9 protein-coding genes are annotated in these 13,118 nt (G+C 43.8%); all 9 read left to right on the forward strand.

The genetic code is table 11. The features are described 5' to 3' along the window. The first annotated feature begins 160 nt into the window (after positions 1-160). The 9 genes from HQN88_RS10665 to HQN88_RS10705 all read left to right on the forward strand — a co-directional run bounded on the left by HQN88_RS10665 (position 161) and on the right by HQN88_RS10705 (position 13,075). Entirely contained in the window at positions 161-352 is a 192-nt protein-coding gene (locus HQN88_RS10665) for a hypothetical protein (RefSeq protein WP_173110864.1), read from the forward strand. A gap of 175 nt (positions 353-527) precedes the next feature. Further along, entirely contained in the window at positions 528-755 is a 228-nt protein-coding gene (locus HQN88_RS10670) for a DUF7667 family protein (protein ID WP_057315431.1), read from the forward strand. Between the two features lie 81 nt (positions 756-836). After that, positions 837-4,079, forward strand: coding sequence for a glycosyltransferase family 39 protein (locus tag HQN88_RS10675; protein WP_246320159.1), 3,243 nt, complete (start codon positions 837-839; stop codon positions 4,077-4,079). A 165-nt stretch (positions 4,080-4,244) separates the two neighbouring features. Then, positions 4,245-4,787 carry an NADPH-dependent FMN reductase gene (gene ssuE, locus HQN88_RS10680; RefSeq protein WP_173110866.1) on the forward strand — a complete coding sequence of 181 codons (543 nt, stop codon included), beginning with the start codon at positions 4,245-4,247 and terminating at the stop codon, positions 4,785-4,787. A 277-nt stretch (positions 4,788-5,064) separates the two neighbouring features. After that, entirely contained in the window at positions 5,065-5,970 is a 906-nt protein-coding gene (locus HQN88_RS10685) for an ABC transporter permease (RefSeq protein WP_173110868.1), read from the forward strand. Between the two features lie 30 nt (positions 5,971-6,000). After that, the gene (locus tag HQN88_RS10690) at positions 6,001-6,876 is read left to right on the forward strand and encodes a carbohydrate ABC transporter permease (protein ID WP_173110870.1); all 876 of its coding nucleotides are present in this window, start codon (positions 6,001-6,003) and stop codon (positions 6,874-6,876) included. Positions 6,877-6,940: 64 nt separating this feature from the next. Continuing rightward, a complete protein-coding gene (locus HQN88_RS10695) occupies positions 6,941-8,554 on the forward strand; it encodes a type 2 periplasmic-binding domain-containing protein (RefSeq protein WP_173110872.1) in 1,614 nt (537 codons plus the stop codon). A gap of 110 nt (positions 8,555-8,664) precedes the next feature. Then, positions 8,665-10,848, forward strand: a complete 2,184-nt coding sequence (locus HQN88_RS10700) for an AraC family transcriptional regulator (RefSeq protein WP_173110874.1) — start codon at positions 8,665-8,667, stop codon at positions 10,846-10,848. 43 nt (positions 10,849-10,891) lie between these two features. After that, entirely contained in the window at positions 10,892-13,075 is a 2,184-nt protein-coding gene (locus HQN88_RS10705) for an alpha-galactosidase (protein ID WP_173110876.1), read from the forward strand. The last annotated feature ends 43 nt before the right edge of the window (positions 13,076-13,118 follow it).

Raw genomic sequence — 13,118 nt, forward strand, 5'->3', positions numbered from 1 at the left:
TCTCAATGGAAATTGAGATTGAAGGGGTTCTTTTTTTGTTCATATTCCCTTTGCTAGCATACTTATCTCAAAATATACGAATCCTAGTATTCATTTGTCTATACCAAAAATGAAGAACTAGCATACGATATCATATAAAGTTTGAAGGGAGGAAAACACAATGAGTTGCTCCGTATATGCTACTTTGGCTCATGTTGGACTTGGTACAGTTATTACTATTCATGCAGGTACTACACCTAATCATCAAGGCAGATTTCTTGGTATCCAAAATGGTAATGTTGTCATTGCAAATAATGCTGGTACTGTATTCTATTTCCCAATTGATAAAATTGCTGTCGTTCATATTCCTTAATGTTCGTACCCAATTGAAGGCAATAAAGAGCAAGAGAGTGGACGAGCTCTCTTGCTTTCTTCCTTTTCACATAAATTGCAATGACAGACAAATAGAGTAGGATACTGTTTCGAGTCTCCTTACTTTGTCCATACTGGTAATGAAAGCGACTCCACCCGGCAGGAGGGGAAGAACGATGTTAGCCGTTCATCAGCGTATGGCGGAATTATGGACATTACGCAGAGCCCGAGAGCTAACTCGAGGCGAACAAGAGGAATTAATGCTATGCATGGAAGCGAACGCGACTTATGTATGGAATCGATTAAAACTAGAAAATTTATCGCTCTGCGCCTCCCTGACAGGGGACTATGAGTGGTTGCATGACATTTGTGAACGCATTGAAAAGATTGAACCCAAGCACTGACTAACCGTCGGTGCTTTTTTCCTTTTCTGCAAGAGTGTGGACAGGTATAATGAGGATAGTTCAAAGCTAAGGAGATGTCGCATGGTTAGCTGGTTCAAGCAACGGGGAGTAGCTCCCTATACATTTTTTCTTCTAGGATTCATGCTTCTGATTGCCCTCATACTCAGACTGGTTTTGGCCCCCACATGGGTAGGTTATGATACGGACGTGCGAACGTTCATGGCGTGGGCAGATCGCGCTTATACGGTAGGATTAAAGGACTTATATACGAATGCTAAAGACTATTTCCTTGATTATCCGCCTGGCTACATGTATGTCCTATACGTTGTGGGATTTGTCCATCATAAGCTATCTATTCCTTGGGAAAGTGGAAGCTCTTTACTCATCCTGAAGCTGCCTGCAATTCTTGCAGATCTTGGAACTGTTTATCTGTTATTTCGACTAGCGCTCAACAAGCACGAAGGTGCACGTACCTGGAAGCAGGCGCTCTGGATTGCTGCGCTTTTTGCCTTCAACCCAGCCATTTGGGCGAATTCCGCGGTATGGGGACAGGTAGATTCTTTTTTCATGCTGTTTATTGTTGCTACATTGTTAATGCAGATGAAAGGCAAACTGCCTCAGGCTGCTTTCTTTATCGCACTAGCTCTGTTACTTAAACCTCAAGCGCTCCTGTTCGGTATCTTTCTATTGATAGATGTAATAAGAGCACGCAAGTTGATGGTTTGGCTGCTTAGCGTGTTGACAGGCGTAGCCACGATGGCTGTTCTTTCACTTCCGTTTGCAGTGGGCAGAGGTTATGGCTGGATGATCGAATTGTATTCAGGCACGTTAGCTTCCTATCCATATGCATCGCTTAACGCGTTTAATCTATTCGCACTTCTTGGCGGGAACTTCATAGACATCAATAGTGGATTCTGGCATCTGTCCTATAAATGGATTGGAATCGTCTTCATGGTTCTATCCATCGTATATGTCTGTCTACTGTATTGGCTCGGTAAGAAACGGCGCGGTGCTGTATTGTACATATCTTTCTTATTTATCACGGCTATGTTTATGTGCATGACCAAAATGCATGAGCGCTATTTGCACTATGGCTTATTGTTAGCGTTAACGAGCTTCATTTACATGAAGGATCGCCGAATTCTATGGCTGTTTATCGGCTTTAGTATCACGCATTTTATTAATATTGGTGATGTACTCTTGCGGAGCTTTCATCAGGACTATCACATTCCGCGATTCAATCCTTTGATGCTGACGGTTTCGGCAATCAATGTTATGATGTTTGTCTATGCTTGTATATTGGGATGGAGGCTTTTCGTGAAATCAGATGGGGACGAAACTGTGGAGGAGACTATACCTCTGGTTGACAACAAGGTCGAAGTGCTTCCAATGGAAGATGACCTGCAAGAGAAAGCAACGAATTTAAGAGAAACCTCACTCTGGAAGGCGCTTTTTCATAGGGGAGAGGATCATATAGAAAGAGGGAAAAGCGGGCGCTTTTTCTCACGTAAAGATGCCCTATATTTAGGCGTTCTTATGGTGGTTTATACGATCATTGCGCTATTCCATCTCGGCGGACATAAGGATCCCACGACGTTCTGGCAGCCATCACGTGGAGGAGAGACGGTCATTGCTGATCTCGGCAGCCAGCATCAGATTACACGAATCAACAGTTTTGCTGGCGTTGGGGAAGGTGCTTACTCCTACTGGTTTTCGAATGATGGTGAACAGTGGCAGGATGCTATGGCGGTTAAATCTGACCACACGAAGGTGTTCACCTGGCATACGGTAGAAGCGAATAAAGAAGCTCGCTATGTAAAAATTGTGATCGATACGCAAGAGAGTGCGAAGCTGCATCTTCATGAGATCGGGATTTTCGGCGATGGGGGAACTACGCCATTACCGATAGTTAGTCTGAAGGAAGTAGATGTTGACGCCTCCGATAATGGGAAAACAGCTCATTTATTTGATGAGGCAAGTGTCGTCCCTTATACACCTACATACATGAATGGCACTTATTTTGATGAGATTTATCATGCAAGAACGGCTTATGAGCACCTTCACAAAATTGAGCCTTATGAAAGCACACATCCGCCGCTGGGCAAAATATTCATTTCCATCGGTATTTACGTGTTCGGTTTAAATCCATTCGGCTGGCGTATTATCGGTACACTGTTCGGAGTGGGCATGATTCCTATTATGTATGTGTTCGCAAAGCGGATGTTTGGCCGTTCCAACTATGCCCTTATTGCTGCCTTTTTACTTAGTTTTGATTTCATGCATTTTGCCCAAACAAGAATTTCCACGATAGATGTGTACGGTGTCTTTTTCATTATGCTGATGTTCTATTTCATGTATCGGTATACAACGTTGAGCTTCTTCCGCGAAAAGCTGTGGACGACGCTAATCCCGCTGGGACTTTCAGGTTTGTTCTTCGGGATCGGTGCTGCTTCCAAATGGATCGTCATTTATGGCGGTGCTGGGTTGGCCGTCCTATTATTCATCTCGCTATGGGAGCGGTACAGAGAGTACCAATTTGCTAAGCGAGTATTGAGGGAGAACAGCCGGGATGAACCCGAAGTGGGAGAGAGCGAAGGCGTTTATGACGAGCTTCTCTCTGTAGAGGAATCTACGAATCTCCTGCGTGTACAAAAGCTCTTCGTACGAAACACACTGCTTACGATCCTGTGGTGCGTACTCATGTTTGTTATAGTCCCGTTAGGCGTCTACACACTATCCTATATCCCTTTCATGATGGTACCAGGTCCTGGGCATCAGTTGAAGGATGTTGTGACCTATCAGGTTCATATGTACAAATACCACAAGGATCTCGTCGCTACGCATCCGTTCTCCTCACCATGGTGGGAATGGCCGATGATGATACGCCCGATCTGGTATTATCAAGCGAAGCTGATGCCGCAAGGCATGCTTTCGAGCATCGTTTCATTCGGTAATCCACTAGTATGGTGGCCAGGCTTTATTGCGGTGCTGATGTCGTTCTATCTCGCGTTCAAACGCAAGGATAAATTGCTGCGCATGTTGCTCATTGCGTACTGCTCGCAGTATTTGCCATGGATGTTGGTACCGCGATTAACGTTTATTTATCACTATTTTGCTATGGTACCTTTCCTAGTTCTGATTTTGACCTACTATATCAAGGACTATTTGGAACAAGATCCGCTGCACCGAAAAAGATGGGTCTATGGTTACTTAGCCGCCGTCTTCGTGCTATTCGCACTGTTCTATCCGATTCTATCGGGGATGATTATACCTGCGAAATACTCCTTCTTTTTACGATGGATGCCGGGCTGGAATTTCTTTTGAGTTGATGGATTGACGTCTCTTAGAAGCCATGGTAATATAATTCCAAGTGAATTACTATGAATTGAATTAAGTCGACCGAACAGCAGGAGACTCCCACTATGTACCCAAAAACATGGAGGCGAGTCTCTTTTTTCACCCACAAATTGCTAATGGAGCGTGAATCAAATGGCTAAAGTAGTAATTATTTCTGGAAGTCCAACCCCAACCTCCCGATTACATGGTGTCATTGAAGTAGCTAAGAGCGAGCTTTTGCAAGCAGGTTTGGAAGTAGACTGGATCAAGGTTCGCGACCTGCCCCCTGAGGATTTGTTATATGCGAAGTTCGATAGTGAAGCTATTGTGGATGCAAGTAAGCGAGTGGCTGAAGCAGACGCTGTCTTCGTAGCTACGCCTGTCTACAAAGCTTCCTACACTGGCGTGTTGAAAGCATTCTTGGATCTACTGCCGCAAAAAGGACTTGAGCGTAAAATCGTGCTTCCATTAGCTGTTGGAGGAACCTATGCGCACTTGCTCGCGATTGATTATGCACTTAAACCAGTATTGTCTGTCCTAGGCGCACAGAACATTCTACAAGGCGTGTATGTTCTTGATAAACAAGTGACATGGGGAGAACAAGGACAAGCGATTCTTGATGATGAAATCACTTCACGTTTGAAGGAATCCGTAACGGAATTCATTCAGGAAATTAAATGGCATACGAGCCGCTAATTGCATAAGCTTGGTTTAACGAAATAGGAGCTGTCCCAGAGGTCATCATGACCGTGGGGCACTCCTTTTTTTCTGTTTTAGTTGATATAAAACGAGCGAAGAACCAATAATCGCTATTTTGTTGATTTTCACCATTTTGGGAATAGGGGTTTACGAGTGTTGAAAATCGGGATTTTAACGGAAATTGGCAATTGAACAGGGAGATTATTGACGATATATTGAGTCCAGAAAAAGATGAAAACGCTAACAAGAATAAACCGAAGGGGGAAGCCGAGGCATGCAGATGACATTTAGGAAATACATGTCGCACAAATATTTTTTCATTATGTTATTGCCAGTGTTACTTTATTATCTTATTTTTCACTATGCTCCTATTTATGGTGTGCTGATTGCTTTCCAGGATTTCAAAATTTTAAAAGGCATAACAGGAAGCAAATGGATAGGCTTTGATAACTTCAAAGACCTATTTACCTCTATGTACTTTCTACCCGTGCTAAGAAACACGCTGATTATTAATTTCTATAAGCTGATTTTTGGTTTTCCCGCCCCCATCATACTCGCACTGATGATTAATGAAGTGAGGTTTACCATTTTCAAAAGAGTCGTTCAAACGGTTAGTTATTTGCCATATTTCCTCTCGTGGGTCGTATTAGCTGGTATTATTATCGAATTTCTATCACCAAGTCGAGGCCCAATCAATGTTGCCTTATCGATGTTGGATTATAAGCCAATTTTCTTTATTGCCAGTGTGGATTGGTTCCGCTCTGTTCTGGTGAGCACTGAAATTTGGAAAACCATTGGATTTAATGCCATCATCTATCTAGCCGCCATGTCGGGAATTAATCCGGAGATGTATGAAGCTGCGGAAGTGGACGGTATTAACCGGATTCAAAAGATATGGTGGATTACACTACCTTCGATTGCACCTGTCGTGGTCATTCTGCTCATCCTTACCTCAGGTCAGATCATTAGCGATGACTTCGATCAAGTGTATAACCTGCTTAACGCCAAGGTCATGAGTGTCGGGGATGTGATCGGAACGTACACCTACAATGAAGGGATCTCCAAGATGAATTACAGCTATGCTGCTGCAGTAGGGTTATTCAAGAATGTGATCGCGTTAGCGGTAGTCTTGTTTACGAATACCTTAGCGAAGCGTTTCAGTGATGAAACGATTTTCTAGAAAGACAATGCACACAGAAAGGAGTCGCCTATGACTCGTACATCATTCCGATTATCAGATGCCATTTTCATGACCATCGTTTATGTGTCACTCATTCTGTTGACCATAATCACTTTACTTCCCTTTATGCAGGTCGTGACGTTATCCATGAGTCCAGCGCAAGTCATCAACAGCTATGGCTTTCATTTTATCCCTACCCAATTCGATTTCTCGGGCTACAAGCAAGTGATGAACAATTCCTTAATCTGGACGGCCTACGGGAACACAATCATGCGGACGATTTTGGCCACCGTGTTGACAGTGAGTTTGACGTTTCTGGGGGCGTATCCCTTATCCAAAAAAACACTGCCACACCGCACCTTCTGGACAGGATTTGTCGTGCTTACGATGTTTTTCTCAGGCGGTTTGATCCCCTCGTATATTCTAGTGAAAAATCTAGGACTCATGAACAGTATGTGGGCCTTAATTTTACCTGGAGCGGTGAGTACGTTTCTGCTGCTCATTGTGAGGAATTTCGTTCATGAGATTCCTGAAGCTCTGGAAGAGTCCGCTAAGATGGATGGCGCTAATGATGTGACGATTTTGATCAAAATCATATTGCCACTCTCGCTTCCTGTGCTCGCCACGGTTTCCTTATACACGGCGGTTTATCATTGGAACGCCTGGTTTGATAGCATGCTCTATATTCAAACGGAGAAGAAGCAAGTCCTCCAGTTAATCCTGAGGAAAATTATTCTTGATGGCGAACTTAGCGCCGCTGGAACAGAGTCAAGTCAGATGGTGGTCAATACGCAGACAATGAAGATGGCTACCTTGGTTGTTTCTATTCTCCCGATTCTTTGTGTGTATCCTTTCGTGCAGAAATATTTTGTGAGAGGGACGTTAATCGGCTCCATTAAAGGGTAGTGTCCGCTTGGTTATATCCCGCAGTTTGCGGGTTTAACGTATAATTACAATAGGGAGGGTTTATATGTCGAAGCAAATGCGTACAAGATTTTCTGTTATTCTGGCTACAACCGTACTGGTTGGCGTCATCGCAGGGTGTTCCAAAGAGACAACAACAGCAGTGGACACCAAACAACCAGAAGCGACAGCGAGTGCATCCAAAGAACCGGTTGTCATGGAATGGCTTGCGTACAACTCATTCTCCGAACCAGATCCGGATTCAAAGGTTGTGCAGATGGTTTCCGAGAAATTTAATGCCAAATTCAAGTTCTGGTTCGTCGATTCACAGAAATGGAATGATAATTTGAATGTGAAGCTGGCGGCCGGAGAAATGCCGGATGTCATGCAGGTTAGAAGCCCTGTGGGTACCTATGTGTCCAATGGTGTGCTTGCTCCGATTCCAGATGAAACCATTCGTAAATTTGCACCGAACTATGCCAAACTAATTGATAAATATAACTTATGGAATACGGTTAAGTACGAGGGTGAAATTTATGGTTTACCGAGTCTGAATGTCAATGGCGACTATCCGACTGTCTTGGTCTGGCGACAAGATTGGCTTACCAAGGTCGGTATTACCAAAACACCTGAAACGATACAAGAATTCGAAGATGCGCTAGTCAAAATTCGTAATAATGATCCTGATGGCAATGGGAAAAAGGATACGTACGGATTTTCAGATTTCGCCCTTCCTGCCATCCTTGGAGCATTTGGCTCTCCTGGTCTCACAGAGGTGAAAAGCGCGGCTGTTCAGAACAAAGAGAATCTGATCTACATGGAGAAAGACGGCAAGATCACCTTCGCTGCGATTCAACCGGAAATGAAGGAAGCGTTAACCCTATTAAGCAAATGGTACAAAATGGATCTGATTGATCCGGAGATGATCACATCGGAGAACACAGGGGGTTACGGCTTTGACTCCCAAGCCTTCTATAACAATCGCATTGGGCTCACAGGGAAAGGGATGTTCTATCACTGGCGAAATGTGATCGATCCTGCCAATCCGGAGGACAAGGGCGGCGGACAATATGTCAATCTTAAAAAGTCGCAGCCTAACGCAGAAATTGTTCTCGGTAAGGCGCCTGTTGGGCCTAAAGGGGCATCAGGAACACCGCAATGGGGTGTCAACTCAACGACACTAGGCATAACTGTAAAAGGAGCAAAGGACCCACGTAAAGTGGAAACGTTCTTGAAAATGATTGAAGCAAGCGCAACGGATATCGAATATTACAAAACTGTTTTCAGAGGCTGGAAAGGGGAAGCATGGAAGGAAGAGAACGGAAGGTTCATCAACTTAAGTGCTTCTGTACCGGCGGCTGAATTTATGAAAAAAGGCGGGCAAGTGTTTAATATTATCAACGTGCCGGAATTCGATAAAAGCATGGATAAATTTAATTATGATTTCGGGGATAAAGTTAAACCCAAAGGCTATTTGAATATGGCCGTTCCTTCGGTTGAATCGCATGTTAAATATGCGACCAATTTAACAAAGCTGACTGTTCAAACTTATTTCAAAATCATTTTAGGCGAAGCAAGCCCAGACATCTTCGATGACTACGTGAAAACGTTTAAAGCGAATGGCGGCGATGCGATTGAGAAAGAAGTGAACGAAGCTTATAAGAAAATGCTAGGTAAATAGAAAAGATTTATGCCACAGGAAGAGGCTGACAGATTAGGCAGCCTCTTCAATCCATAACCATTTCTTGCTATACTGAACTGAAAAACGGATAGAAGAAGTGTGGAGGGGCAATGAAACAAACTCTACTGATTCAGAAGAAGGTTTTCACCCGGTTATATTGGTCTAATATACTTACCGTTATACTGATTACGGTTGTGCCAGTCAGCATTTATTATCAATATTTTGCAAAGGCTTACACGGATGAATTAGAGAAATTTAACCAACAGACGGTTGTTCAGTTTCGGCAATCTATCGATCAACAATTTGTGAAGGAAAGTATCTCTACGTTAAATCGGAGCGCCGTTGATGGTGGACAAGACTCTATTTTGCTGTACCCCATGAGTCATACGATTCGGAATGATTCCTCTTCGATTATCGGCATCGTTTCCCAATTGGATTTTATTCAGAGAGATTTGAATTTTGTAAAATCCATTGATGTCTATTACAAAACGGACAATGTTTTATTTTATGATAGTAAATTTTGCTTTCTGAGTTCAAGTATGTGTGACATCGGCTCAAGGAGAGAGTGGTTGGATTGGTTTCAGCAGAATGATGTGCAAATTTCTTGGATGCCTCCTCGTCCCATACAAGGACAGGGCTCTGAGAGAGTGATTACGCATGTTCGCAGTGTTCCTTATTTTGCTGCCTTCGGGAATCGAAAAGCCATTGTGGCTATTAACATTTATGAGAGTGCGCTCAAAAAATCCTTACAGTCTGTTATGAACGCTTCGGATGGCGTGCTAATTATTATTGATGACCAAGGCAACTTCATAGCGGATAACCAAGAAACGAATGGGATCGAGGATATCCAGAAAGATCATGGTGGTTGGCTTCAGAAAGTGCTGGCTTCGGACCAAAGCAGCATGTTTATCAATCAAATCGCTGGCAAATCCATGATGGTTTCATCGGTTCACTCCGATTATAACAGTTGGCGCTATGTGGCTTTAGCTAATACAGATGTTTTTTACAAAAAGGCGAATGAATTAAGGAATTGGACACTTTCAATCGGTATCTTATTTCTGCTCGGGAGTATTTCATTCACGATTCTGCTTAGTCGCCGCGCGCATAGACCGATACGCAGTGTTTTAAGTGATTTACATCAGAAAGTAGAGAATAATAAGCCAATTATTAGACACAACCTCATTATGAGCCTGCTGCATGACGATCTCCCGATGAATCGTGAAGAGCTTGCAGATATGCTGGATACACAGCCTGGTTGGGAGCAGGTTTTCTGTTTTGTTGTAAAAGTACCTCAGAAGGAAGATTTTGAGAATGAACAGCTGCTCTCTTATCATCTCATTGATTTATTGCAGTTGGAACAGGATCTTGGCTTTCAAATCTGGGCGATTAAAGATTATGGTCGACGTATTATCGGTATAGTGAATTGCACGATGAATGAGAAGCACGCAGCGATAGATTATGTAGAAGAGAAAGTTCAAGCCGTGTATGAAAGTGATTTCGTGATCGCCTATGGCAATGAACATAGCAGAGATGCTCGTCCTGTTTCCGTTTCTTACCGGGAAGCTCTTGAGGCACTTTCCTATACCTTTATACTTCCGGAAGAGAAGATTATATCGTACGCCAAACTGGATATTACTGGTCGAAAGCGTACAGGGAGCTCGGTTGTCATTTTGGATGAAATAGAAGATTGCATTCGCGCATGTGATGGTAAAAAAGCCTATCAGCTGCTTAGCATGATGTCCGAAGATATCAGAAATGACCACTATTCGATCACTTATTGCAAAAACTTGCTATCCGATATCGTAACGACGATTCGTAAAGTTGTGAAGTCGATGGGGTTTAGTTCAACGCAACTATTCGGTTATGACATTCGAGAAAAGCTGGAGGAAGTTCCACATATTCATGAATTTACAGAATGGGCGAATGAATTAATTCAAACGGCTATAGCAACCATTGAAGATAGGAAGATGAGCATCGACCATAATCTTGAAATTAGGGTGAAAAGCTATATCGAAGAGCACTTGTTCGAAGATATAAGCTTGGAGATGGTTGCTGATCACATGAAAGTAAGTGCAAATTACTTAGGGAAGCTTTTTAAGAAAATTACAGGGGTTAAATTTACGGAATATATGACAGAGCGGAAGCTTACGGAAGCCGTTAAATTGTTAAGAGATAAGCAGCTTTCTGTGAATGAGATTGCAGGCAAGTTAGGCTATAGCTCCGCGAACCATTTTATTCGCATTTTTAAGGAGAAATACGGAGAAACACCGAAGCAATATCAGAAGTGGCTGTAAGTACAGGGATAGGTAAGAGCCATGCTCATAAGGAGAGATAAGTATGCCAAATACCGATTATTATCAAGTCGTTTTACAGAGCGGACTCCTTACTCGTATCCTTGATTTGTCAGAGACGGGGGTTGTTACTTCCCGTTTACTTGTAGATAGAACCGAGTGGCTGGACGCAGGGAAAGAGTTTAAGCTATCTCTCCGCTACCGGACATCGGATAAGCCACCAGCGGGGATGCAAGGCAGTGAGGATAGCATCATAGAAACGACAGCTACATTTGGTAAGACAGATGAATTGGCTGTATCCGATACAGGAGAATGGAAAGCGGATGATACGAATTGGAGTGATGCACTCCTTATCGATGGCAGCGCGGAGAGTCAACTATATCCTCGTTCTAAGAAGGTTACAACGGAGATTCAGGAGAATGGCATTGAACGTTGGAACGTGGAATTGACCGATTGGGAGGATCCTACGTTTAGTCAAGTTCGAATCATCCTTCGCTATGAATTGTTTCCACATCATTCCGCCATCCGCAAGAAGTTGATTGTGCACAATGAAAGTGCCAACTGGGTTAAGATAGATGAATTCATGATTGATCATCTACTTTTGGTCAATTGCCATCCTGCAACCGAATATACACCATCTGGCAGAGGTGCACAGTCCAGTATATTGGCTCTTGAGAACACGGACCATACGCAAGGTATCATTCTAGGTAGTGAGATTCCTTCGGCGCTTCGTTATGTAGATGGCACTGGGGCGATGGGCTATAATTCAGACTACTTTGAGTGGGTTCTTGGGCCAGGAGAACAATTTGAAAGCGAAGGAACGTTCTATTATGGATGTGCTGGAGAGACATGGGATACGGGAGCGGGATTGTCCAAGCCAGTTGATCGAGCCATAGAAAGAGAGTTTCAATCCTTCCTGCGGCATGAACTGCACTTGGCACGTGCTCCCATCGAACGAATCGCACCACTTTGGTGTACATGGTCAAATTTCGGGCCCAATATTGACCAGCCCATCATCTTGGAGTTAGCCGATTTGGCAGTCCAAGCAGGATTTCAAACCATGCAAATTGATGATGGTTGGCAGCGTGGGCGTCTAGGTACTGAACCTGACCTGGCGTTGTTTCCTGATTTTAAAGGCATGTGTGCGTCAATAAAGGCTTCTGGTCTAGAGCTGGGACTGTGGGTGTCCACATTCCGGGATGAACAATCGAAGGATTTAAGAGATATTCCTGACGGACTCAGCGTCCCGTGGCTCAAACGATTAGGTGGTTATGGGATGAGCTTTACAAGCCCGTGGCGAGACTATTATGCGGATGATCTTGTGAGTCTTTCCCAAGAATATGGCGTATCGTACTTCAAACAAGACTTCACCAACATTAAATTCGGCGATATCGGACAAGGCCATGAGAGCCGAACGCGGAAGGAATCCTTGCTTCGCGGACTTCGTGGCCTTCTAGCTGCGCAAGATCGCATTCGAGCAGGAAGCCCGGGTATTACGTTAGAAATAACCCATGAAATCTATTGGGGAACACCAGGTGTTCCTTGTGATCTTGCGGCACTTCAACATGCGGATACGTATCACATCCCTCCTAACGATTATTCCGGTGTAGGTCATTGGAAGGAACGCTATCGTGAGGATTGGGATTATGATCCGGAGCAGCTGAGCCAGCAATTGATTGCTGGTTGTTACCAGGCACGCGTTCAGTTGTATGCTCACCGCGGATTACCGCTGCAATGTATAGAATATTATGGTGCAGCAACCGTGAATGTGCGAGGCAGCTTGACTACGCAAATTCAAGATAGACAAATCTGCAGCTGGTTGATGGGAGCGCCGCAGCTATTCGCAGGGGATTTGGCCTCTCTGACTGAGGAGAATCTTAACCATTATAAACAGCGGTTTGACCTGTTAAGAAGGCTGCAAATGGAGTATGATATTTACCGCAACTTCCAGTGGAGCGGAGTTCCGGAGCCGACTGACAAGGATTGGCATTGGTGGGGGAAAATCAATGCCAATGGCGAAGGCGTCGTCGTTGCACTGCGGGGAGATGTGGAATCTGAATCGTGTGCTATTTATATCCCTTGGGTGAACCCTGAGTTCACCTATCAAGTGACACTGTTGTTCACCGACGGTGAAGTAGGAAGATTAACAGGACGTGAATTGCAAGCGGGGGCTTGTGTCTTATCGCTGCCGATCTATGGTCAGGAAATCATTGAACTTAAAATTTGTTAAGGGTTTTGAAAGATATATTTGAATAGATCCCTGTGTAACTCGT

Origin of the sequence: Paenibacillus qinlingensis, from assembly GCF_013204845.1 — a bacterium.
In the GTDB taxonomy this organism is placed as follows: Bacteria; Bacillota; Bacilli; order Paenibacillales; family NBRC-103111; genus Paenibacillus_E; species Paenibacillus_E qinlingensis.

Excerpts from the sequence above, each read along its gene's own strand:
- HQN88_RS10695 (WP_173110872.1), top strand. The coding sequence starts at position 6,941 with ATGTCGAAGCAAATGCGTACAAGATTTTCTGTTATTCTGGCTACAACC.
- HQN88_RS10670 (WP_057315431.1), top strand. The coding sequence starts at position 528 with ATGTTAGCCGTTCATCAGCGTATGGCGGAATTATGGACATTACGCAGA.
- HQN88_RS10665 (WP_173110864.1), top strand. The coding sequence starts at position 161 with ATGAGTTGCTCCGTATATGCTACTTTGGCTCATGTTGGACTTGGTACA.
- HQN88_RS10685 (WP_173110868.1), top strand. The coding sequence starts at position 5,065 with ATGCAGATGACATTTAGGAAATACATGTCGCACAAATATTTTTTCATT.
- HQN88_RS10700 (WP_173110874.1), top strand. The coding sequence starts at position 8,665 with ATGAAACAAACTCTACTGATTCAGAAGAAGGTTTTCACCCGGTTATAT.
- HQN88_RS10675 (WP_246320159.1), top strand. The coding sequence starts at position 837 with ATGGTTAGCTGGTTCAAGCAACGGGGAGTAGCTCCCTATACATTTTTT.
- ssuE (WP_173110866.1), top strand. The coding sequence starts at position 4,245 with ATGGCTAAAGTAGTAATTATTTCTGGAAGTCCAACCCCAACCTCCCGA.
- HQN88_RS10690 (WP_173110870.1), top strand. The coding sequence starts at position 6,001 with ATGACTCGTACATCATTCCGATTATCAGATGCCATTTTCATGACCATC.
- HQN88_RS10705 (WP_173110876.1), top strand. The coding sequence starts at position 10,892 with ATGCCAAATACCGATTATTATCAAGTCGTTTTACAGAGCGGACTCCTT.